At 65.1% G+C, this 20,520-nt stretch carries 16 protein-coding genes; 3 read left to right on the top strand and 13 right to left on the bottom strand.

Annotated elements, in window-relative coordinates; all coding sequences use genetic code 11:
* Positions 1 to 10 precede the first annotated feature (10 nt).
* Both ACIUM1_RS23760 and ACIUM1_RS23755 read right to left on the bottom strand, forming a co-directional pair.
* Positions 11 to 2,026 carry an FAD-dependent oxidoreductase gene (locus ACIUM1_RS23760; protein WP_406814939.1) on the bottom strand — a complete coding sequence of 672 codons (2,016 nt, stop codon included), beginning with the start codon at positions 2,024 to 2,026 and terminating at the stop codon, positions 11 to 13.
* Entirely contained in the window at positions 2,023 to 3,240 is a 1,218-nt protein-coding gene (locus ACIUM1_RS23755) for a cytochrome P450 (RefSeq protein ID WP_406814938.1), read from the bottom strand. The genes ACIUM1_RS23760 and ACIUM1_RS23755 overlap by 4 nt, the downstream gene beginning before the upstream one ends.
* A gap of 184 nt (positions 3,241 to 3,424) precedes the next feature.
* Between ACIUM1_RS23755 and ACIUM1_RS23750 the strand changes: the two genes are divergently transcribed.
* Both ACIUM1_RS23750 and ACIUM1_RS23745 read left to right on the top strand, forming a co-directional pair.
* Positions 3,425 to 4,072 carry an NAD(P)-dependent oxidoreductase gene (locus ACIUM1_RS23750; RefSeq protein ID WP_236591253.1) on the top strand — a complete coding sequence of 216 codons (648 nt, stop codon included), beginning with the start codon at positions 3,425 to 3,427 and terminating at the stop codon, positions 4,070 to 4,072.
* A gap of 63 nt (positions 4,073 to 4,135) precedes the next feature.
* Positions 4,136 to 4,921 carry an enoyl-CoA hydratase/isomerase family protein gene (locus ACIUM1_RS23745; protein WP_406814937.1) on the top strand — a complete coding sequence of 262 codons (786 nt, stop codon included), beginning with the start codon at positions 4,136 to 4,138 and terminating at the stop codon, positions 4,919 to 4,921.
* A gap of 2 nt (positions 4,922 to 4,923) precedes the next feature.
* Here the strand turns inward: ACIUM1_RS23745 and ACIUM1_RS23740 are convergent, their stop codons facing one another.
* The 9 genes from ACIUM1_RS23740 to ACIUM1_RS23700 all read right to left on the bottom strand — a co-directional run bounded on the left by ACIUM1_RS23740 (position 4,924) and on the right by ACIUM1_RS23700 (position 17,085).
* A complete protein-coding gene (locus ACIUM1_RS23740; RefSeq protein ID WP_014711274.1) occupies positions 4,924 to 5,580 on the bottom strand; it encodes a TetR family transcriptional regulator in 657 nt (218 codons plus the stop codon).
* Positions 5,581 to 5,720: 140 nt separating this feature from the next.
* The gene (locus ACIUM1_RS23735; RefSeq protein ID WP_406814936.1) at positions 5,721 to 7,313 is read right to left on the bottom strand and encodes an AMP-binding protein; all 1,593 of its coding nucleotides are present in this window, start codon (positions 7,311 to 7,313) and stop codon (positions 5,721 to 5,723) included.
* A 21-nt stretch (positions 7,314 to 7,334) separates the two neighbouring features.
* Positions 7,335 to 8,372 carry an LLM class flavin-dependent oxidoreductase gene (locus ACIUM1_RS23730; RefSeq protein ID WP_406814935.1) on the bottom strand — a complete coding sequence of 346 codons (1,038 nt, stop codon included), beginning with the start codon at positions 8,370 to 8,372 and terminating at the stop codon, positions 7,335 to 7,337.
* A gap of 30 nt (positions 8,373 to 8,402) precedes the next feature.
* Positions 8,403 to 9,599 carry an alpha/beta hydrolase gene (locus ACIUM1_RS23725; RefSeq protein ID WP_406814934.1) on the bottom strand — a complete coding sequence of 399 codons (1,197 nt, stop codon included), beginning with the start codon at positions 9,597 to 9,599 and terminating at the stop codon, positions 8,403 to 8,405.
* A gap of 102 nt (positions 9,600 to 9,701) precedes the next feature.
* On the bottom strand, positions 9,702 to 12,062 hold the full coding sequence (locus tag ACIUM1_RS23720; RefSeq protein WP_406814933.1) for an acyl-CoA dehydrogenase: 2,361 nt from the start codon (positions 12,060 to 12,062) through the stop codon (positions 9,702 to 9,704).
* Between the two features lie 15 nt (positions 12,063 to 12,077).
* Positions 12,078 to 13,271, bottom strand: a complete 1,194-nt coding sequence (locus ACIUM1_RS23715; RefSeq protein ID WP_406814932.1) for a cytochrome P450 — start codon at positions 13,269 to 13,271, stop codon at positions 12,078 to 12,080.
* A 116-nt stretch (positions 13,272 to 13,387) separates the two neighbouring features.
* On the bottom strand, positions 13,388 to 14,497 hold the full coding sequence (locus tag ACIUM1_RS23710) for an NDMA-dependent alcohol dehydrogenase (RefSeq protein ID WP_406814931.1): 1,110 nt from the start codon (positions 14,495 to 14,497) through the stop codon (positions 13,388 to 13,390).
* A gap of 50 nt (positions 14,498 to 14,547) precedes the next feature.
* Positions 14,548 to 15,762 (bottom strand): cytochrome P450, encoded by a 1,215-nt coding sequence (locus ACIUM1_RS23705; protein ID WP_406814930.1) that lies wholly within the window; start codon positions 15,760 to 15,762, stop codon positions 14,548 to 14,550.
* A 222-nt stretch (positions 15,763 to 15,984) separates the two neighbouring features.
* Positions 15,985 to 17,085 (bottom strand): TIGR03857 family LLM class F420-dependent oxidoreductase, encoded by a 1,101-nt coding sequence (locus ACIUM1_RS23700; RefSeq protein ID WP_406814929.1) that lies wholly within the window; start codon positions 17,083 to 17,085, stop codon positions 15,985 to 15,987.
* Between the two features lie 121 nt (positions 17,086 to 17,206).
* On the opposite strand from ACIUM1_RS23700, the gene ACIUM1_RS23695 reads away from it, so the two are divergent.
* On the top strand, positions 17,207 to 17,866 hold the full coding sequence (locus ACIUM1_RS23695; protein ID WP_406814928.1) for a TetR/AcrR family transcriptional regulator: 660 nt from the start codon (positions 17,207 to 17,209) through the stop codon (positions 17,864 to 17,866).
* 34 nt (positions 17,867 to 17,900) lie between these two features.
* Here ACIUM1_RS23695 and ACIUM1_RS23690 read toward each other — a convergent pair whose 3' ends face one another.
* Both ACIUM1_RS23690 and ACIUM1_RS23685 read right to left on the bottom strand, forming a co-directional pair.
* On the bottom strand, positions 17,901 to 19,598 hold the full coding sequence (locus tag ACIUM1_RS23690; RefSeq protein WP_406814927.1) for a class I adenylate-forming enzyme family protein: 1,698 nt from the start codon (positions 19,596 to 19,598) through the stop codon (positions 17,901 to 17,903).
* 18 nt (positions 19,599 to 19,616) lie between these two features.
* On the bottom strand, positions 19,617 to 20,480 hold the full coding sequence (locus tag ACIUM1_RS23685; protein WP_007170510.1) for an SDR family oxidoreductase: 864 nt from the start codon (positions 20,478 to 20,480) through the stop codon (positions 19,617 to 19,619).
* Positions 20,481 to 20,520: the final 40 nt, after the last annotated feature.

Genomic DNA, 20,520 nt, shown 5'->3' with positions numbered 1-20,520 from the left:
ACGAGACCGCTCACGTGGCACTTCCACCCCAGCCGTATCGCGCGACCGGCCTAACCCAGTCCGGGTGAAGGGAGTCGACGGACTGCCGCCCCTCGACCACCGCCACCTCCAGCCGGCGCGGGGAGCTTGCGTCCCCGATCACCCGCACTATGGGGCAAACTCCGACGAGTTCCTGCTGCAAGGCCCGATCGGGTGTCCCTCCGCTCATCAAGACCACATCGTCGAAAGCAAGTCGTTGCATCCGGTGCGGGGCCTCGAAACAGGCCACCTCCGCAGAACCGGGTGACAGTCGGTGGATGACCGTTCGCGGGAAGAACGTGAAGTCGCCCTTCAGAAGCTTCGCTAGAACTGGGCTACCAACCATTTCCCACCGCATTTCCAGGTTCGCCGCTACCAGCGAATAACGGCTGACCATGAGGACGCGACGGCCGCTGTCGACGAGCTGTTGTGCGACGTCAGTGCTCTCGTAATGCCCGATCTCGTCGAGCATCAACACCGTGTGCCCGAGACTGGCTCCGCGCAGCACGTCCCAACCGGTGTGGACGCTGACCGTGCTGATTCCGGGCAACGGCAGGCGCGGCTGCAAAGTCTGGAATCCGTCTTGGCGGGGCTTGACGCCGGTAGCGACGATCACGGCGTCCGGTGCCATGCGCCGCACCGTCTGGACGTCAGCGGGAGTCCGCAGCCGTACATCGATGGCATGCAAGCGCATCTGGTGCTCGTAGAAATCGAGCAACCTTGCGATCTCCGGCCGGGTGGGCGGCACCAGCCGGAGCTGTCCCCCCAGTGCGTCGTCCGTCTCCAACAGAGTCACGCGGTGACCGGCGATAGCGGCGCTGCGGGCCGCTTCCATACCGGCCGGGCCACCGCCGATCACAACTACCTTCAGGCCTGGCGCGTGCCGGACGATGGTGCCGTCATCGTGGGTCAGTTCTCGACCGGCGGCGGGGTTGACCGTGCACATGGCGCGACCGCGGGTGTTCAGTCCGCCCGCACAGCTCTGCAAGCACGCGATACACGGGCGTATCTCGGCGCCGCGACCGCTTACCGTCTTGGTTATGAGCTCGGGTTCGGCGAGCGTGGCGCGAACCATGGCGACGAGATCTCCGACGCCGGAAGCCACTATCTGATCGGCCTGTTGCAAAGTGGCGATGCGACCGGCGACGATCGTCGGCAGCGTTGTCGCGCGGGTCATCCGTGCGCTGACCGGCAGCATGTATCCGGGTGGTTGATGCGCGCCGCCGATCAGCAGGTCGCGCGCGTAATGCGATCCCAGCGACACGTCCCAGAAATCGACCAAAGACTCACGCTCCAGCATCGAGATGAGCGTGCTGAGGTGCGACGGTGTCGTTTGGTCCTCCGGACCGTCGGGCGATATTCGCAGTCCGACGGGATAGTCCCGTCCGACCGCGGTACGGACCGCGCGGAGAACCTCCACCAGATATCGGGACCGATTTTCCAATGACCCGCCATACTCGTCATCGCGCAGATTGGTCGCCGGGGAGAGAAAGCTCGAGAAGAGGTAGCCATGTCCGGCGTGTAGTTCGATGCCGTCAATCCCCCCTTCGCGCGCGCGCAGCGCGGATGCGACGAAGGCTTCGGTCAACTCGTCCATCATCATGCGGGTCATCGGCACAGGCAGCATCCCGAGGCCTGGATCGGGAACGTGCGACGCGGCCCAGGGCGCTGAGCTGTCCCGGGTCAGCTGGGTCGGACCGCCATGCCAGATCTGCTGAAACAGCTTCATGCCCTCGGCATTCACGGCGGTGGTGAGCTTTGTCAGACCCGGCAGCACGCGGTCGCTGGTCAAATCGAGCATGGCCGGCGAACTCCAGTGGACCTGCGCGACATCGGCGAATGCGAGCGCTACCCCACCGCGGGCCCGAGCCAGCAAGAACGCGATCATGTCGTCGCTCACCAACTGGTTGACCGCCAGCCCGCTGCCCTGGGAGGTGCGGACCACCCGATTGCGCAGCAATACGGGACCGATGTGTGTCGGGCTCAGCACATGCTCGTAGCCGCTCATCGCGGGACCGGAGTAAAGACCACCTCTAGCTTCGCGGGCCCACGAGTATTGCCGCCTCCCCGCCATTCAATATCGGCCGGGCCGCCCTCGTCGGACAGCCGGTAGTCGGGAATGGTCGCGAGGATCTCCTCGAGGACGATCAACATCTCCGTCACCGCGAGGTGCTCGCCGAGACACCTGTGACGCCCGGACCCGAACGTGAGGTGGGGGTTGGGCGTCCGATCGATGTTGAAGGAGAACGGTTCGCTGAATTTTGCCGGGTCGCGGTTGGCCGCACCGAAATTGAGCATCACTTTGTCACCGCGGCGTAGCCGTGTGCCCGCTCGATCGTGGTCGTCGACGACGGTGCGGGCCATGTGGATGATCGGCGGGTCGATGCGCAACGACTCGTGCACCATCGCTTTCATCAGGGCGGCGTCGCTGAGCAGGCGGTCCTTGAGACCGGGCTCGGCGGCAACCCGGAACAACATGCTTCCGATGCCGTGGACGGTCGTCTCGTGTCCGGCCAATACCGTCAGTTGCACCATGCCCAAGGCGATCTGCGGCGGGATCTCCGCACCGTCGATGCGGGCGTTCACAAGTTTGCTTAGCGTGTCGTCGGTCGGGTTGGCACGCCTGCTGCGGATCAGTTCTTCGAGCCAATCTTCCAGCTCCTTGGCCGCCGCTCGTTTCGCCTCGATGCCGACCTTCGCCGTCGACAGGAAATTTCCGGTCAGGCGGCGCGCCACCGACCAATCCTCGCGCGGGAGGCCCAGCGCGAGGCCGATCGCCAGCGACGGCACGATCTCTGCCACAGATTGCACGAGATCGGTGCGCCCATCCGCCGAGAACGCCGCGATGCAGTCCCGAGCTATCTCGCGTAACTGCGGCTCCATAGCCGCGACGGCGGGGGCGGTGAAAAACGGCATGACCAGTTTGCGGTAGGGGGTGTGCTCCGGCGGGTCGAGTTCCGCCGGGACGACCGGCATCGATGCACCCGTTGGCGGGATCATGATGCCTGCCGTAGTGGTGTAGCGCTCGTGGTCGCGCGCCACCTCGAGCACATCGTCATACGTGGCGAGCAGCCAGAAGCCGCCATATTGATCACTCCACCCGACCGGACAGGTCTGCCGAATCGCCGCGAGGGTTTCATGCAAGTGGGACTGCACGGTTGGGTCGGCGAAGTCGTAGTCGATCGCTGGGCAGCGAACGCTCCCCGGGGCATCGGTGGTCATCGGGGACTCCTCACCGCGAGTCGTTCCAGGGGGAGCGCGGAAGCCGACCGAGGCAGATGCCACATTCGCCGCGCTGCGCCCTCGCGGATGTGCGGCCGCGCAGGGCATTGCGATTCGAGCTACCGCTAATCTAACGTCGTTAGGTGAGGATCGCAAGCAATCCCTGGACAGAATGGAGCGTCTGATGCATGTGCTGCTGTTAGGGGCAACCGGCAAGGTCGGCGCGCCGATCCGCGATGAATTGCGGGAGCGCGGCCACGAGGTGACCGCGGTGGTGCGCGACGGATCGCGACTGCCCCCGGCCGACGCGTCCCTACATCACCGGATCGGAGACGTCTTCGACGGCGCATTCCTCGACGACGCTGCGCAGGGCACCGAAGTCGTGCTCTGCTCGGTGGCGCTGCGTGACGAGGCCCAGCGTGATCGGACACCCGTGACGCTGATACGTCGCGCCGCCCACGCCGCCGGCCGCGCGGGCGCCCGCCTCATTGCGCTCGGCGGTGCGGGCAGCCTCCGAACGGCCTCAGGTGTCGACGTGGTCGACACGCCAAGCTTTCCCGAAGTCGCCAAGCGAGAGTCACTGGGATTCCGTGCGGCGCTGCATGATCTGATCGACGACGCCCCCGAGGACCTCGTGTGGACCGTGGTCTCGCCGCCCCTCGCTATCGAGTTCGACGGGCCGCGCACGGGCAGCTACCGAACCGCCTACGACGATCTCATCGTCGACGAGGCCGGCTCCTCGCGCATCTCCGCCGCCGACCTCGCCGTCGCCGTGGTGGACGAGGTGGAGAAGTCCCAATATCCGCGCCGACGATTCACCGTTGGATATTGACGGTCCACGGCCAATACCAATCGCTGCTTGATTAGGATGGGCGTACGTCGATAAGCTGCACGGATGACAGTCCGGCACGGCGACCTTCGACTCGAGCGCCACGGCAACGTCGCAGAGATCATCTGGGCAGCGCCCAAGCTGAACCTGTTCACCCCACACGTGGCCGAGGCGTTCGAGGCGATCCTCGGCCAGCTGCCCAGCGACATCCGGGCTCTGTTGCTGCGCGCCGAGGGCAAGGTTTTCTGCGCGGGGGTTCGGGTCCAGGAATTCACCGTCATGGACGACCGGGCCGGCGCGGATTTCAGCAGGCGCCTACTCACGTTGGTCCGCCGGATCGAGCAACTGCCCATACCGACGGTGGCGGTCGTCCACGCGCTCAACCTCACGATCGGTCTTGAACTGGCGTTGGCATGCGACTTCATCTGGTCGGCCGCGAACGTCGAGATGGGCCTGGTCGAGGCCACCGTTGGCATCACGCCGGCGGCGGGCGGCACCCAACGCCTGGTCGCGCGCGCCGGCGTGGCACGAGCCACCGAGATGGTCTACACCGGACGGACCTACGACGCGTCGCGATTGCGCGAGTGGGGTGTCGTCGACAAGGTCCTGCCATCCGACCAGCTCATCACCCAGGCCCGCGCCTTCGCCGATGAATTGGCGGCGGGTCCCACCGTCGCGACAGCGATTGCGAAACAGATCATCGCCGTGGCCCGCAATCGCGGCGTGGCCGCCGCCGACGACATCACCCCGGACCTGGCCGGACCGGTTCTCATCAGCGAGGACGCGGCGATCGGGCTAGAGACCTTGCTGTCGCAAGGGCCGGGCGCCAAACCCGCATTCGTTGGTCGGTGACGCTAGGCGCGCTTACCGAGCTCGGCGGCAGGCAACCACCGTGCCTGACGTTCCTTCACCGCCGTGTCGATCGCGTCCAGAATGCTGTTGGTGACCAGGTCGTAGATCTCGTCGAAGGACAGTCCACGTTCCGACAATGCTTTGGCCAACGCCGGATATTGATCGGCGTCGATGTCGTGCCGACTCTCGGGCGTGTATCCCTGCGTTTCGTGCAAGGCGCTGCCGATGGCGAAGAGCTCGAGAGCATCGAGCAAGGGCATCACCGCCGCGCCCGGAACGCCCTCCTCGACCAACCGCTGCGCCGAAGTATCAAGCATGCGGGCCCCCATTCCGAGCGAGCGTTTGCCGACGATCAGCGGGACCAACGCGGGGTGCTTGAGTAGCGCGGCACGCAACTTCCGGGCATTTTCGGGCAGCCAATGCCGCCAGTGGTCGTCAGATTCCTCCGGAGCGCGGACGTCAGCCAGCGCGAATTCCGCTGCGCCGATGAGGATTTCATCCTTGTTGTCGAAGTGGTGATACAGGGAAGCTCCGTTGACTCCGAGGGCGTCGGCTAACCTACGGATGCTGAGCCCTTCGAGTCCGTCTTCGTCGATGATGGCCAGGGCCGTCTCCAAGACTTTCCGCCGCGAGATCAGCGCCACCTTCGGTCGAGCCATGCGTGCTCCTCCCACGATGTTGCTGACAGCTTAACCAAACGCCGTACCCGCTGCTGAGCACCGCAACGGCGGTGTCATCACGATGGCTCTCGCACTAGGGAGCGGTCTGCATTGTCGCGGTGATTCGTCGGACTCGGTCGTCACCGCTGTGCCGACGCCACGGTCGAACGTCCAGAACCGTACTTCTGCTTCAGCTCGGCTTTCGGGATCTTGCCGGTGACGTTGCGTTCGAACGGCTCCACGACCAGGAAGTCGGCGGGCACCTTGTATTTGGCTAATCGGGTCCGACAGTGTTCGGCGATGGCCGTCGTATCGAGTTGCACACCGGGCCGCGGCACGATCAGCGCGCGACCGACCTCGCCCCAGCGCTCGTCAGCGATCGAGATGACCGCGGCGTCGGCCACGTCGGGATGCTCCGCAATGACGCGCTCGACCTCGGCCGGATACACGTTCTCGCCTCCGGACTTGTACATGTCCTTATAGCGGTCGACCATCGTCAAATATCCGTCCTCGTCTTGGACGAGGGCATCTCCGGTGCGGAACCATTCACCCGCGAATGCTGAGGTGTCGTCGCGGTCGCGGCGCCAGTAACCCGGCGTGACGGCCGGGCCGTGCGCCCACACCTCACCGGTCTGGCCGGGCGCGACGTCCTCGCCGTCGGGCCCGACGATCCGAATAGCGGTGTACTGCACGGGAAGTCCACATGAGCCGAACTTCGTCAGCGTGGCCGTGGGCGGAACGATGCTGACGATGGGACCCATCTCGGTGGAACCGTAACCGACACTCAGCGGCAACCCACGATCGTGGAAGGCTGTGGTGACCTCCCAGTTCAGGAAGCCGCCGCCAATCTGACCGTGCACCATGTGGTTGAAGTCAGCGTCGGCGAACGCGGGAACAGCACTCATCATCTGATACATGACCGGCGCCCCGGAGAAATGCGTGAAACCTCTGTCCCGGTCGGCCAGCAACTCGACTACTCGGACCGGATCGAATCTGGGTACTACCGCCACCGTTCCGCCCAGTGCCAGCACCGGGTTCGTCATGCTGTTGAGACCGGCCGCGTGAAAGAACGGCAACACCGCCAGATAACGACTGGACGACGACAGTCCGTAGGGCTGCACCGAGTTCAGCAGCTGGTAATGCAACGTCTGATGGGTGCAGATCGCCGCTTTGGGCCGGCCGGTCGTTCCTGAGGTGTAGAGGAGTTGCACCGGATCGGTGATGCGGCTTATCGGGCGGGCGGCTCTCGGTGCGGCGGCCGCAGCGCCGGCGACGATGTCGTACGCGCAATCGGCTGGAACGCCAGACTCGTCGGCTCCGGCCACGCCGGGGAAGGATGCCAGCCGCGGGATCCCGGCCGCCGCCGCGATGTCGACAGCCACCTCACGCATGCCGGCGTCGTGGATCAACACGATCGGATCCGAATCAGTGCACAGGAATTCCAGTTCCGGGCGAGCCAGCCGGAAGTTCAGCGGGACGAAGATCGCGCCGAGTCGCATACAGGCGAACTGCACCACTAGCACCCAAGGGTCGTTGTTCGCCAGCACGGCCACCCGATCGCCCTGAGCAACCCCCAGGTCGTCGGCGAGCGCGCCGGCCAGACCTCCAACCACCTCGTCGAGCGCGCGCCACGTCATGACCTCTCCGGTCGTGACGTCCTCGAGCGCGGGTGCGTGCGGCCTGCTGCGGCTGTGATAGCTGACCGGGTCAGAAGCCAGAGGGTGAACGCTCATAATCTCCGTTCTGCTGCGTCGTCAGTCAAGCTGTGGAATGACCGCGCTACCGATGAGTTCGACCATCTCACGGAATTCGCCCGCGGGCTGGCCACCCATGTCGATGTAGATGAGGTTGGTGGTGCTGGACAACAGCTGTGCCCAGGTGTTGAGCCGGTCGGCGACCTCTGCCGGACTACCTACGATCGCAGGGCCACGCGTGGTGAGGAATTCGAAGTCGAACGGCTTTTTGATGAATGGCGGCGGGTCCGGGTTGACCCTGCAGATGATGGTCTTCATCAGCTCGAAGTAGTTGTGGTAGCGCGGTTCCCACCGCTGCCTGGCCGCCTGGCTGGTTTCGGCGACATTGACATGCCAGCAGGCGCCGACCCGGGGTTGACGCGAGTGGCCGTACGAGGCGAACTTCTCCAGGTAGCTTTCGACCACCGGCTTGAACATCTCCGGATTGCCGAACGCCGAGGGCAGCATCAGATCGAGACCGAGTCGGGCGGCCAGTTCGAGCGACGATTCCGAGGCACCACCGCCGATCCACAACGGTACGGCGCCGACCGGCGCGGGTTGAAGCACGAAGTCGTCGATCGGCCCACGGTGGCGCGATCCGGCCCAGTCGATCTTCTTGCCCGCCCACAACTGGGTGAGCAGCTCGATGTTCTCGGCGAAGAGCTCGCGGGAGTCTTCCAATCGGTTGCCGAACAGCGTGTAGGTGGAGACGAAGAAATTGCCGCGCCCCGCGACCACCTCGCAGCGCCCTCCTGACAACGCGTCCACGGTCGCATAGTCCTCGGCCACCCGTATCGGGTCGAGGTTCGCGGCCAGCGTGACCGCGGTGGATAGTCGCAGGTCCTTGGTGCGCTCTCCGATCGCCGACAGGATCACCGGCGGTGCCGACGTCGTGTACTCCAGTCCGTGGTGCTCACCGATATGAACGCCGTGGAAACCGACGCCGTCAGCTGCCACGGCAGCTTCGACGATGCCGCGATGCCGTTCGGCCGCGGTCTCGGTTGCACCGGTGACAGGATCGGTGACCACATCCCCCAGCGACATCAAGCTCAAATTCATGTTGGCCTCCTGTAGGAGTAGAAAGGGCGGTCAGGAAGTGGCGAAGCCGTGCCGCTGCATCCAGTCGTGGACGTGATCGGCGGCTTTTGACAAGTGGGAGCGCTGGTCGTTGCCGGTGAAGTAGTGGTTCGCGTCGACCAGATCGATGCGTTCCTTGTCCTGGTGGCCGATGGCGTCGAACACCTGCTCTTGATGGCTGGTGGGCACGGCGTCGTCGGTGCCGTTGCACATCATGAGGATCGGGACCGACACCCTTGGTGCGGCGTCGCCTGCGTCGACCTGTGCGGTGTCCAGGCCCCACTGGGACAGCCAACTGCGCGCGGTGGTGAAGCGCATCAGCGCGCCCGGGCTGGTATTGGCGATCTCCGGGTCGCCGAGGTAGCTCCAGCGGGGCCGGCGTCCGTTGGGTTCGATGGCCGGGTCCAGCCAGCGAGGATCGGCCATGGTGCCGTGTACGACGAACGCGTGCTCGGCGTGTGGGCGGCCGTTCCGACGAAATTCGTCCAACTTCTCCTGAGCGAACGCGGTGATCCGACGGTTGCGCTCACGTTGCCGGTCCCGGTATGCGGCCAGAAAATCCGCCGAGTATGGCGGTTGATTCGGGTTGGCCGGATCGTAGAGATCGAACTCGGCGTCGCGATTTCGCTCGGGCACCAATTCGTCGGTAACCGAGGCATCGAGGAATTCGGTGAGCAGTCGGTGGCGACTGCGGGGGGCGGCCAGCAACATCACGCCGTCGGCAGCCGTCAGCGTGGTTTCGGCCAGCGGCGTCGGCTCCCCCGCCGCGGTCTGGGTGATACTAGGTTTTTCCGCTTCGGCCTGGTAGCCCATCATCGGTGAGCCGCCGCCGCTCCACCCGGCCAGCACAACCTTGCGGTATCCCAGCCGTTCTTTGGCGTCGCGCACGCAGGCGCCGACATCGAGGAGATGGTTTTCCATCTGCAGCGCCGAGTCGCCCAACGTGTAGCGATTCGCGCAGCCGATGACATGCAGGCCGGTCCGCGCCAACTCGGGAAAGAACGGCAGGTAGGCCGGCGAGCCGATCGGGTGCGACGCCACGATCACGGTGTCGGAGTCACGGTCCCCGCGCAGTAGCTGGGCCTGGCGCACGACGTTATCGCCGATAGTCCCATACACGTCCTTGCGCGCCGCCCGTTCGGTCGACACCACCAGATAGGGCGTCCGCCGGTACTTGGACCGCTCAACCGAGACTGGTTCGGCGGTCATAAGTAGCGCACTTTCCGCATGTTGCGCATCGCGTCCCTCATTTCCTGGTCATGGCGACCACAGCATCGTAACCATACATCGTTTGGTTTGTGAAGTCGCGGGTCAGGAACGTCGCGTCGCACGCCACGGGATGCCAGTGTCGACCCGAGGCTCGCCAGGCAGGCCGAGAACGCGCTCTCCGAGGATGTTGCGCAGGATCTCCGAGGTTCCACCCTCGATGGAGTTGGCCAACGAGCGCAGATAAGCCTTGCGGACATCGTCGCCGCCGTACGCCGACGATGCGGTCGGCGCGGTCTCTGCGTAACCGTCGATCAGCAGTCCGGCCGTGCCCGAAATGTCAACGCCGAACTCAAATATCGCCTTATTAAGCTCGGCCATCTGCAGTTTCGCGATCGAGCCCTCGGGCCCGGCTTCCCGGCCGGCCTGCGCGGCCCTGACATTCGTTAGGCGAGCGGCTTCTGCCTGCGTCCACAGCAGCATGAGCCGCTCGGTGGCGACTGCCGTCACCCGTCCGGCCGCGGCCGCCGCACGGTAAGTCGCGACGGCTCGGACGATCGTCCCGTGTCCGCGGGGCGTGGTGCGCGCGCCGATGGCGATCCGCTCGCTGGCCAAAGTGGTGATTGCGACTCGCCAGCCCCCGCCGACCTCACCGAGCACATTGGCCGCCGGGATGCGGACGTCCGTCAGGAACACCTCGTTGAACTCGGCCTCACCGGTGAGCTGACGCAGTGGCCTCACCTCAACCCCCGGCGTGTGCATGTCGAGGATGAAGTACGTGAGCCCTTTGTGTTTGGGAACGTCGGGGTCGGTACGCGCGAGCAACAGCCCGAACCGAGCGACGTGGCCCAGCGACGTCCAGATCTTCTGGCCGTTGACGACGAACTCGTCGCCGGCGGACACCGCACGGGTTGCCAACCCGGCCAGATCCGAGCCGGCGCCCGGCTCGGAGAACAGCTGGCACCAGATCTCCTCGCCGGAGAAACAGGGGCGTAAATAGCGGCGCTTCTGCTCTTCGGTGCCGTGTGCGTGAATGGTCGGCAAAGCCATCCCCAGCCCGATTACATTGCGCGCCTGATGATCCGGACAGCCCGCAGCAGCGAACCTGCGATCGACGACCGACTGCAGCGAGCTGTCGAGGCCGCGCCCACCATACCCGGGGGCAAAGCTCACGACCGCAATTCCGTCATCGAAGCGAGCTTCACGGAGCGCGCGATCCGATTCGCCGTCAGCCGGATCGCTGACCGGGTGTCGCCGCAGAAAATCAGCAACAGCTTCTTCGACCGCGTCGACTTCAGGCGACGGGTCACCGGGCTCCGTCTCGTTGAAGGTGCCTTCAGCGGCCGGCAGTTCGGACTCGCCAGCCATGTCGAGCAATTCGGCAAGCCGGGCGCGGTGGCTGAACGGGGATCCGAATAACAGCTGAGAGCTCTTGGCGCGCTTGAGATATAGATGCGCCGGGTGCTCCCAGGTGAACCCGATACCGCCGTGGATCTGGATATTGTGCGCCGCCACTCGCGTATACGCGTCCGAACACACGCTGCGGGCCAGGCTAGCTGCGACCGACAGGTTGGCCACATCGTGCACGGCCGTCCACAAGCCGTGGTGAACCACCGACCTCGCCGATTCGACATCGACAAGCATGTCAGCGCAGCGGTGCTTGATGGCCTGGAACGAGCCGATCGCCCGGCCGAACTGCACCCGGGTGGCGGCGTGCCGCACCGCGAGGTCGAGGGCCCGTGTCGCACCCCCGAGTTGTTCGGCGGCCAGATAGAGGGCCGCCAGGTCCGCGCTGCGCTGCAGAGCGTCTGCGGCGCCACCATCGACGCCAAGCAAGTCAGCCCGCGCGTGGTCGAAGGTGACTTCAGCCAGCTTGCGGGTGGTGTCCATGGTGCTCAGCGTCTTGCGCCGGACCCCGTCGGCATCACCACCGACGGCCAGCAGGCACGGGCCCGCTGCACTGCGGGCGGCGACGAACAACACATCGGCCGCGAGCCCGTCGACCACTATCGCGGCGGTACCGGATACCTCCCACTGACCGGCGTGCTTTGCCGCGGCCAACGCACTGCCCGCGGGGCCTGGGCCCGACCACGCCAGGGTCGCGATGGTCGTGCCGCCGGCGATTCCCGGCAACCATCGAGCCGCGGCAGCGTCGTCATCCAGTGCGAGCAGAGCGCTCGCGGCCATGCCCACGCTGGACAGGAACGGCCCACCGAACAACGCGGCGCCCATTTCTTCGAACACCACGCCGAGCTCGACCGCTGTCGCACCGCTGCCATCGAATCGCTCGGGAATTGCCAGGCCCTGCAGCCCCAGCTGGTCGGCCGCGCGACGCCAGACCGCCGGGTCGAAGCCGATCTCGGTCTCCATGCACCGCCGCACCGACGTTTCATCCGAATGCTTGTCGAGGAAGTCGCGCACCACCGCGCGCAGCTCCTCGGCATCCTCCCCCGGAAGGAAGTTCACACGTCTACCTCCGCGTCACTGGACCACGTCGAAAACCAAGGGCAAACTCTCCGGGCCGTTCGCGATTCCCGCCGCCCAATGGACCTCGGCCTCGGGGTCGGCGAGGCGCAAGTTCGTGATCCGTTTGAAGAGCTCGTCGAAGGCGATCGCGATCTGGATTCTGGCGAAATGGGCTCCCAGGCAACGGTGCAACCCGAGCCCGAACCCCACATGGCCGCCGCGACGCAGATCGAATCTCAGGTGCGAGGCATCCTCGAAGTGCGTCTCGTCGCGGTTCGCCGAGTCGAACCGCACCAGGATCTGCTCGCCCGCTTTGATCTGCAATCCGCCGACTTCGACGTCCTTGGTGGCCGTTCGCCCGAGACAGCCGACGGGCGAGGTCAGCCGGATGAGCTCATCCATGTCCTGGCGGATCCAGGCAGGGTCGCGGAGCCGCGTTTCCAACTCGGGATGAATTGCCAACTGATGGGCGATACCGCCAAGCGCACCCCGCGTGGTATCCAGGCCTCCGAGGAACAGCACGGCCACGACGCCGAGCCGCTCCATCTCGGTGAGGTGTCTACCGCCTTCGACGGTGCCGGTGGAGATGGCGTTCATCACTTCGTTGGCTGGATTGGGGTTTTCTGTCTGTTCGGCGAGGTACTGCACGGACAGCGCGACGAGTTCGCCATAGGCCTCGTCGGTTCCTTCGACCGCGACGCGGACCACCACGTCTTGGGCGTGCGCCATTCGCACGGGGTCGTCTTCGTTGAAAACAGCGCGCGACAAGGCATTTCCGACGAACGGCCCGGCGAATTCCCGGACGAAATCGAACCGGCCGTTACCAATGAATCCATCGATCAACTCGGCTGCGTTCTTGCGCAGTTCAGGCTCGAACTTCGTCAGGAAGGTGCGGGTGAAAAGGGGGTTGAGAATCTTGCGCAGATCAGGCTGATAGGGCGGATCGGCGTCCAGTGGGTTCAGTCTCACCGGAGACGGCCGAGGCGCCACACCTTTCGACGAGAAGGTGTATGGATCTTCCAGAATTCGTCGCACATCCTCGTACCGGAAAACCATGTACTGGCCACCGCCGTCGGCATCAGTGTGCGCGACAGGGCATTTTTCGCGGGCGTACGCGAGCACATCCCACTTGATCTTCTCGTGCGCGGGATCCCACATGTCAAAGTGCGGAAGCAATTCTTCGTAATCGATCCCCGGGTTGGACACCATCCACCACCACGCCCTTCATCGCCACTTAGTCATCCGCGCAGTTCACGCGGGAGCGTAAATCAGATTAAACCATCACCGTTTGGTTAGGGCCACCATGGCGAAATAGCTTCCGTCGGTCAGAACGTGATCATGCCGCGCATGATGGTTCCGCTGAGCAAATCGTCGTAGCCCTCGTTGACCTGCTCGAGGCGGTAGGTCTTGGTAATGAGCTCCTTGAGCTTGAGTTCGCCCCGTTTGTACAACGAGAGCAGACGGGGCAGGTCGGCGTGCGGGTTGCACCCTCCGAACACGTTGCCGACGATCTCTTTTTGGCTGAGGATCACGTCGACCAGCACGACGTCGACGTTGGTCACGCTAGGAGGCGCGACGGATGTCAGGCAGGCCCGACCGCCCTTGCGGGTCAGCAGCATGAGGGGCATCAGCATGTCGCCGCTCATCAGGCTTGCCGTCATGATGGTTTTGTCGGCCATGACACCTCGGGTCAGCTCGGTGACTAGAGGCATCGCCTCCTCCATCGACGCGACCGAGTGGGTGGCACCGAGCAACTCGGCCTGCTGCCGGCGGAACGGCACCGGATCGACCGCAACGATGACCTCGGCGCCGGCGATCCGCGACCCCTGAATGGCACTCGACCCGACGCCGCCGCACCCAACCACGACGACGGTGTCCCCCGGACCGACCTGTGCACGATTGACCGCCGCCCCGAATCCCGTTGCCACGCCGCATCCCACGAGCGAAGCCAGCTCCAGCGGGATGTCGTCGTCGATCTTCACGCACGAGTCTTGGTGAACGACGGCGTACGGGCTGAAAGTGCCCAACAACGACATCCGGGCCAAACCTTGTCCGCGAGCATGGGTGCGCGGTTTGCCGTCCACGATCGGCATTCCGGCCATGATGACGGCACCGTAGTTGCACAACACCGAATCACCGCTCGCGCACCACCGGCAGTGCCCGCATGCCGGCATGAAGGCCATCACAACGTGGTCACCCGGCTTGAGCCGCGTCACCCCGGCGCCGACCTCTTCCACGACACCGGCGCCTTCGTGTCCACCCACGATCGGAAGACCAATTGGCATGTCTCCCTTGACACCATGGTCGTCGGAGTGACAGAGGCCGCTGGCGGCGAGCCTGACCCGCACTTCGCCGGGCAGCGGGTCGTCGAGTTCGACGTCCTCAACACTCCACTTCTGCCCGACTTCCCACAAGACCGCCGCCGTTGTCTTCACTGGTTCTCCTTCGTGACTGAAAAGTAAGGGAGCGCGCAGAAGTCGCGGAGCTACCGGATGTCGAATTCGATCGGCAAGGCGTACAGGACGCGGCTCATCCCCGGCCGTCGCGCGATCTCGGCCCCCGGAGCAAGCCGTAGGTTGGTGATCCGTTCCAGGAGCGTGTCGATGGCGATGCGAATCTGCTGGCGCGCCAGGTGCATGCCGATGCAGCGGTGCACGCCCATACCGAAACCGACATGCGGGTTGCGTTCCCGGGTGTAGTCGAGTTCGTCGGCATGGTCGAAAACGTCGGCATCACGGTTTGCGCTGCCGAAGTGCACCAGCACCCGGTCGCCGGCGTGCAGCTGAGTGCCGTTGAGCTCCACGTCGCGGGTCACGATGCGTCCCATCGCATTGACCGGCGAGGTGTACCGCAGGAACTCATCCAGGATCGTGCGTTCCCAGCCCGGCTTGCGCACCAGCTCCTCGAACAAGGGGTTGGTGGCCAGCTGGAGCACCATGTCGCCGATCGCGACCTTGGTGGTGTCCAGACCGCCGACGAACAGCACCTGCACGACGCCGATCCGTTCGGCATCGGTCAACGGGCGGCCCAGCACCGTTCCCGTCGTGACGGCGTCGACGATGGCTCCCGGCTGCGAACTCGCCGCCCGTTTCTCGACGAATTGCACCATCAGTTGGTAGAAGTCCAAGACACCCTGAGTGTCGCCGGTGATGAAGCGCTCGTTGCACTCCGCGGCGTTGCGGAAGAGCTCGCCGTCGTCGTCTTCGAAGATCACCGACGCCAGGACGTTGGTGACAAACGGTCCGGCGAAATCCTGCATTGCTTCGCATCGGCCCGACCCGACCCAGGTGTCCATGGCGCAGCGAGCGATCTCGCGGACCCGCTCGTCGCTGGCGGCGAGCCGTTTGGGGTGAAAGAACGGATTGAGCAACTGGCGGAAGCCGTGCTGCAGCGGCGGATCGGTATCCAACGGAGGCAACGGCACCCCGCCATTGCCGGAGATGTTGGTGTACTCCGTGGAAGAGAAAGTCTCGGGGTCGGTCAGCACGCGCCGGACGTCGTCGTACCGGGTCACGATGTGATAGCCACCTGTGGCCGAAGTGTGTGGGACCGGACAGTGCCGGCGCGCGTAGCCCAGAATCTGTACTGATCGGTCCGCGTGCTCTTTGTCGAAGAAATCGAAATCCGGTAATAGGGCCGCTATCTCAGTTTCGGTCAGCACTGACGCGAGTTGGGCATCGCTATTCGCCGTGTCGGTCATGGAAACGGGCCCCTCTCGCCGTGCCGCTAGTGCAGCGCTGTGCGGCCAACCGATGAGCATGCCGACCGCGTGGAGCGATCCGGCTCTCCCAGTTTCGGAGTTGTCCAGATCACAGTCGCCAATAATCTAACGATGATTGGCTACCGCGAGCAAGTCTCGGCCGTCGGCGCGCCTTGCTTCGACTGTCACCACACGGGAACCGCCGTCCGCGCTCGACGCCAGTCAGACCCCGACCGAGGCCGGCCGCGCCGCGCGTTCACGCCAACACCGGATGAGCTCGGCATTCTCGGCCGGCGTGCTGCCGTAGATCGCGATCTCGTCGACCCCCGCCGCCCGGTATTCGGCGAGCCGGTCGGCACAGTGCTCGACGGAACCGATCGCACACGACTCGGACATCCACTCGTCGGGCACGAGCCGTGCCGGCTCCATCAACTCGGCACGGTGGAAATCCTGATCGGCGTTCTTACCCATCAGCTGTTTGTGCGTCCGCAACTTGTCCAGCACCGACTGATCCCAGCCGTTGGAGTTGGTCAGCGCCTCGCCATGCCCGGGCCACTCGAGGTAGGTGACCGCACGTGCGTGCGCGTAGGCGCGCGTGCTGAACTCGTCCAGCTCGGCGGCCACCACGATCGGGTGGCAGATGCGCAGCGAGGCCGGGTCGCGATTGCGGTCGGCGCAGGCGTTGCGCAGCCGCTCCACCACCGTGCGCACCGCATCGACGGTGAGGAAGGGATAGAGCATCACGGCGTCGAACGCGGCGTGGGCGACGGCCTTGGCGAACTTCGGTCGGCCGTACCCGCACGCCCAGACCTCGGGCTTGGGAACATCACCCAGCGCATCGATGGTCCGCAGTTGGGTGCCGTTGTAGTCGACCACGCCGCCTTGCCAGAGTGCTTTGACGGTCTCGGCGTAATGAACGAAGTGGTCGTAGGACAATTCCGGCATGTCCGGTAGCGGCACGCCGCGCCCAAGTCCGAGCACGAACCGCGGCCCGTAGAGCGCGTTCATGGTCGCGCCGAAGCTCGCGGCCACCATGGGGTGGCGCGAGGACGCCGACCACACCCCAGTGCCGACGCCGAAACGCGTTGTGCGCGCGGCGATGCCGCCGAGAATGGCGCCGGAGTCCTTGAGGTCGAAGCGTTCGCTGAGCCAGCCACGGCGAAAGCCGAGGCGCTCGGCGGCCTGCGCATCAGTCAGCGCGGTGCTGATGTGGGTGAAGCCGCGCTCTCGCTTGGTGGTCACCCGCCCGCAGATGAGGTAAATGCTGAGGTCGTCGACGACCGGCGCGAGTTGGCCGCTCGGGTCGTGATCCACGGTTTCCATTGCTGTGCTCCTCGGTGACGTCGCCGCGTGCAGCCGTGATCAATCCCATTGACCACCGGCATCTTTCAATCAATAACAGTAAGAGTACTTGTACGCAACGCGGCAGTGCGACAATTTGCAGATGCCGGCATCGCTGAAAGGTGGAGGCCAACTCACCCGTCGAACCGTGATCGCGACCGCCATCGCGCTCATCGAATCCGACGGCGTGGACACGTTGACCATGCGCAAGCTTGCCCGTGCCTGCGGAGCGGCGCCGATGTCGCTGTACCGGCACGTCGCCACGAAAGAGGAGCTGTTGCACGCAGTCGTGGATGCCTATCTCGCCGACGTCGAACTGCCGTCTACGGACGACCTGCCGTGGGATGAAGCGATCGAACGGGTCGTGCTGACCGTCGCGGCAGCATTCGACGCGCACCCACAGCTAGCGGAGATTCTGGCAGTTCAACCGATCGACGCCGCCGCGGTGTTGGACGCGATGGAACGCATCGCCCGAGCCTTGGGGTCTGCGGGATTCGACGACGGCGCGGTCAGAAGTGGACTGGCGACGCTGAGTGCCTTCGCCACCGGCTACGCGCACCGGCGTGCCGCGCATCGCCGGGCCCCGGATGTCCGCGCACGCCGTTTCGGTCGCCTCGCCGAGGAGCCGGAACGCTTTTCGGCTCTATTGTCGGTCTCCGCGGGGGAGGGTCTCGACACTCCAGAAAACTTTCGCGTCGGACTCGGATGCATCATCGACGCCCTGCGGCGTCAGGCGCCGGGCCCACGGCGTCGGGTCGGGTAGCCGACACGACCGGGCAATCCAAATCGTCACTGCCTCAACGATTGATCGCGGAACTGAGCTGTTCGATCAGCTTGTGTTTGCGGACTTTTCCGGTCGGTGTGAGCGGCAGGTCCTCGGCGCGGTAGAACACCACCCGCTTGGGCACCTTGAACCGCGCCAGATTGTCCCGGCAGAGGTCGAGGACGTCGTTTTCGGTAATTGTCGCGTCCGGCGCCGGAACGACGACCACCCAACCGGCCTCACCCCAGCGGTCGTCGACCATGCCAACAGCGAAAGCCTGGCTGATCTCGTCGTGGGATGCCAGCAGATCCTCGATCTCCTTGGGCATCACCAGTTCGCCGCCGCTCTTGTACAACTCGCGGCTCCGACCGGTCACCTGCAGGTAACCGTCGGCCCGCACCCGTCCAAGGTCTCCGGAGAACAACCGCCCCTGCCGCAGCGTCGCGGCGGTCTCCTGTGGACGGTTCCAATACCCGAGCATCACGGTCGGCCCGGACGACACCAACTCGCCTTCCTCGCCGGGCGGCAGATCCTTATGCGTCTCGGGATGCACTGTCGCGTAATGCACCAGAGCGTCGGTGCCTGGAATAGACGCGGCACCGGCCATTTTCGCCTTCCCGGCGGTTTCGGCGGTGAATTCCAACGGGTCTTCGGGTCGTGTCAACGTCATCGCCCCGCCGCACTCGGTCATCCCGTAGCCGGTGACGATCTCGCTGACACCGAGACGGTCTTCGACGTTGCGCCACAACCAGATCGGCGCAGGGGCCGACCCGCAGAGCATCGCCCGCAGGGAGGTGAGGTCGTAATCGCGGCGTGCGGCACTCTCGACCAACGCGACCGCCATGGTCGGCACGCACAGGATGTCACTGGCGCGGTGCCGGTCGACACCGGCGAAGTACCCTTCGGGACTGAACGTGGGCTGCAGAACGACCGCACCGCCGGCGAACATCGCCGAGAGCAAGCCTTCGATGTAACCGAACATGTGATAGCAAGGCAACGAGAACAGGATGCGCCGCCCGTCCTCATAGGCTCGTGTCAATGCCGACGCATAGGCGGTACGCAACACCGCGTCGTGGGTGACCAGTACGCCTTTGGGTGAGCCCGTCGTACCCGAGGTGTACAGCATGTCGCCGGGGTCGGCGGGGTGGGCCGCCAAATCGTCGGCAGCACCGCGGTTCTCGTCGCCGAGCTCAGCGAGTCCGGGCACCGTCAGGCAGCCGCGGCGTGCTCGGCCGTCGTTGTCGAGCAGCACTACATCGAGCGCGAAACCGGACCGCGGTGAATCCCAGCCGGGCATGATGCCGTCCAGCATCGACTGATAGTCGAGGCCATGGAAGCCGGTCATGGTGACTAACACGCGGCACCCGGCGTCATTGAGGACAAAGCGCAATTCGTCCTGCCGGTAGAAGAAGTTGACCGGAACGGCGATGGCTCCGACCCGGGCGATAGCGAACTTGACCGTCACAAACTCTGGGTAATTGGCCATCACCATGCCGACCCGATCGCCCGCGTGGACACCGAGTGCCGCGAGGCCGTCGGCCAGCCGGCGTGACTCTGCCGCGACCGCAACGTAACTGAGTTCTGCATCGTCGGTGAGCACCAAGGGCCGCTCGCCGTACTGCGCAGCGCACCAATCAAGCCACTCGGATAGGGTGTGAGATCGCCACACGGGGAATCGCGCGCGAAGCAGCTCCCGTCGCGCAGCGATGCTCGCGGTCAACGACTTACCCACGCCATGTCGGCCGCTTCCCTACCCCACCGGGTTGGTGCCGAGTTTTGCATGAGACATGTCGCTGATTTCGGCCCAGCGCTTGGTTATTTCGTCCAGAGTCGGCGGTGTGCCGAATGTGACGCCGTCGTTTTGGAACTGCGCGACGCGCTGCACCAGGCCGCCGCCGACGACGAAAACCGAACCGGATTCCTGGTTCTCTTCTGAAACCAGGTAACCGACGGCCGGCGCGACGTGGTCGGGGTTCAGCTTGTCGAGCACCTCCTGGGGTGCGATATCGGCGGTCATCCGAGTGGCAGCCATCGGCGCGACCCCGTTCGCGGTGATCCCGTACTTGGCGCCTTCGATCGCCAGGGTGTTGAGCAAGCCGACCAGTCCGAGCTTGGCGGCGCCATAGTTGGCCTGACCGAAATTGCCGTAGAGCCCGCTTGTCGACGTCGCCATGACGACGCGACCGAACTTCTGCTCGCGCATGTGCGGCCACGCCGCACGGGTGACGTAATAGCCGCCGTAGAGGTGCACTTGAATGACCGCGTCCCAGTTCTCATCGGTCATCTTGTGAAACGCGCCGTCGCGCAGGATGCCCGCGTTGCTCACCACACCGTGCACAGCCCCGAAGTTATCGATCGCGGTCGCAACGATCGCCTCGGCCCCTTCCCGGGTGGCCACACTGGAATAGTCGGCGACCGCACGGCCACCGGCACCGACAATCTCGTCTACGACCTTGTCCGCCATGCTGGTTCCCGATCCCGAGCCGTCCCTTGCCCCGCCGAGGTCATTGACGACGACGAGCGCTCCGTTGCCGGCCAGGAAGTGCGCATAGGACCGACCGAGGCCCCCGCCGGCGCCGGTGACGATGACAACCTTGTCCTGCAATCCGGGCACTTATGATCCTCCAGTCGGTTTCAGACGCTGACAGCTTGGT

This window comes from Mycobacterium sp. M23085 (genome assembly GCF_045343915.1).
Classification (GTDB): Bacteria; Actinomycetota; Actinomycetes; order Mycobacteriales; family Mycobacteriaceae; genus Mycobacterium.
Note: the sequence above shows the minus strand (reverse complement) of the source record. Positions and strands in the feature narration are given on the sequence as shown.

What these genes read in the sequence shown, in the direction of transcription:
- ACIUM1_RS23745 (WP_406814937.1), top strand. Translation starts at nt 4,136, where the DNA reads ATGACAGTCCGGCACGGCGACCTTCGACTCGAGCGCCACGGCAACGTC.
- ACIUM1_RS23725 (WP_406814934.1), bottom strand. Translation starts at nt 9,599, where the DNA reads ATGACCGCCGAACCAGTCTCGGTTGAGCGGTCCAAGTACCGGCGGACG.
- ACIUM1_RS23705 (WP_406814930.1), bottom strand. Translation starts at nt 15,762, where the DNA reads ATGACCGACACGGCGAATAGCGATGCCCAACTCGCGTCAGTGCTGACC.
- ACIUM1_RS23740 (WP_014711274.1), bottom strand. Translation starts at nt 5,580, where the DNA reads ATGGCTCGACCGAAGGTGGCGCTGATCTCGCGGCGGAAAGTCTTGGAG.
- ACIUM1_RS23715 (WP_406814932.1), bottom strand. Translation starts at nt 13,271, where the DNA reads ATGGTGTCCAACCCGGGGATCGATTACGAAGAATTGCTTCCGCACTTT.
- ACIUM1_RS23755 (WP_406814938.1), bottom strand. Translation starts at nt 3,240, where the DNA reads ATGACCACCGATGCCCCGGGGAGCGTTCGCTGCCCAGCGATCGACTAC.
- ACIUM1_RS23735 (WP_406814936.1), bottom strand. Translation starts at nt 7,313, where the DNA reads ATGAGCGTTCACCCTCTGGCTTCTGACCCGGTCAGCTATCACAGCCGC.
- ACIUM1_RS23760 (WP_406814939.1), bottom strand. Translation starts at nt 2,026, where the DNA reads ATGAGCGGCTACGAGCATGTGCTGAGCCCGACACACATCGGTCCCGTA.
- ACIUM1_RS23700 (WP_406814929.1), bottom strand. Translation starts at nt 17,085, where the DNA reads ATGGAAACCGTGGATCACGACCCGAGCGGCCAACTCGCGCCGGTCGTC.
- ACIUM1_RS23750 (WP_236591253.1), top strand. Translation starts at nt 3,425, where the DNA reads ATGCATGTGCTGCTGTTAGGGGCAACCGGCAAGGTCGGCGCGCCGATC.
- ACIUM1_RS23695 (WP_406814928.1), top strand. Translation starts at nt 17,207, where the DNA reads ATGCCGGCATCGCTGAAAGGTGGAGGCCAACTCACCCGTCGAACCGTG.
- ACIUM1_RS23730 (WP_406814935.1), bottom strand. Translation starts at nt 8,372, where the DNA reads ATGAATTTGAGCTTGATGTCGCTGGGGGATGTGGTCACCGATCCTGTC.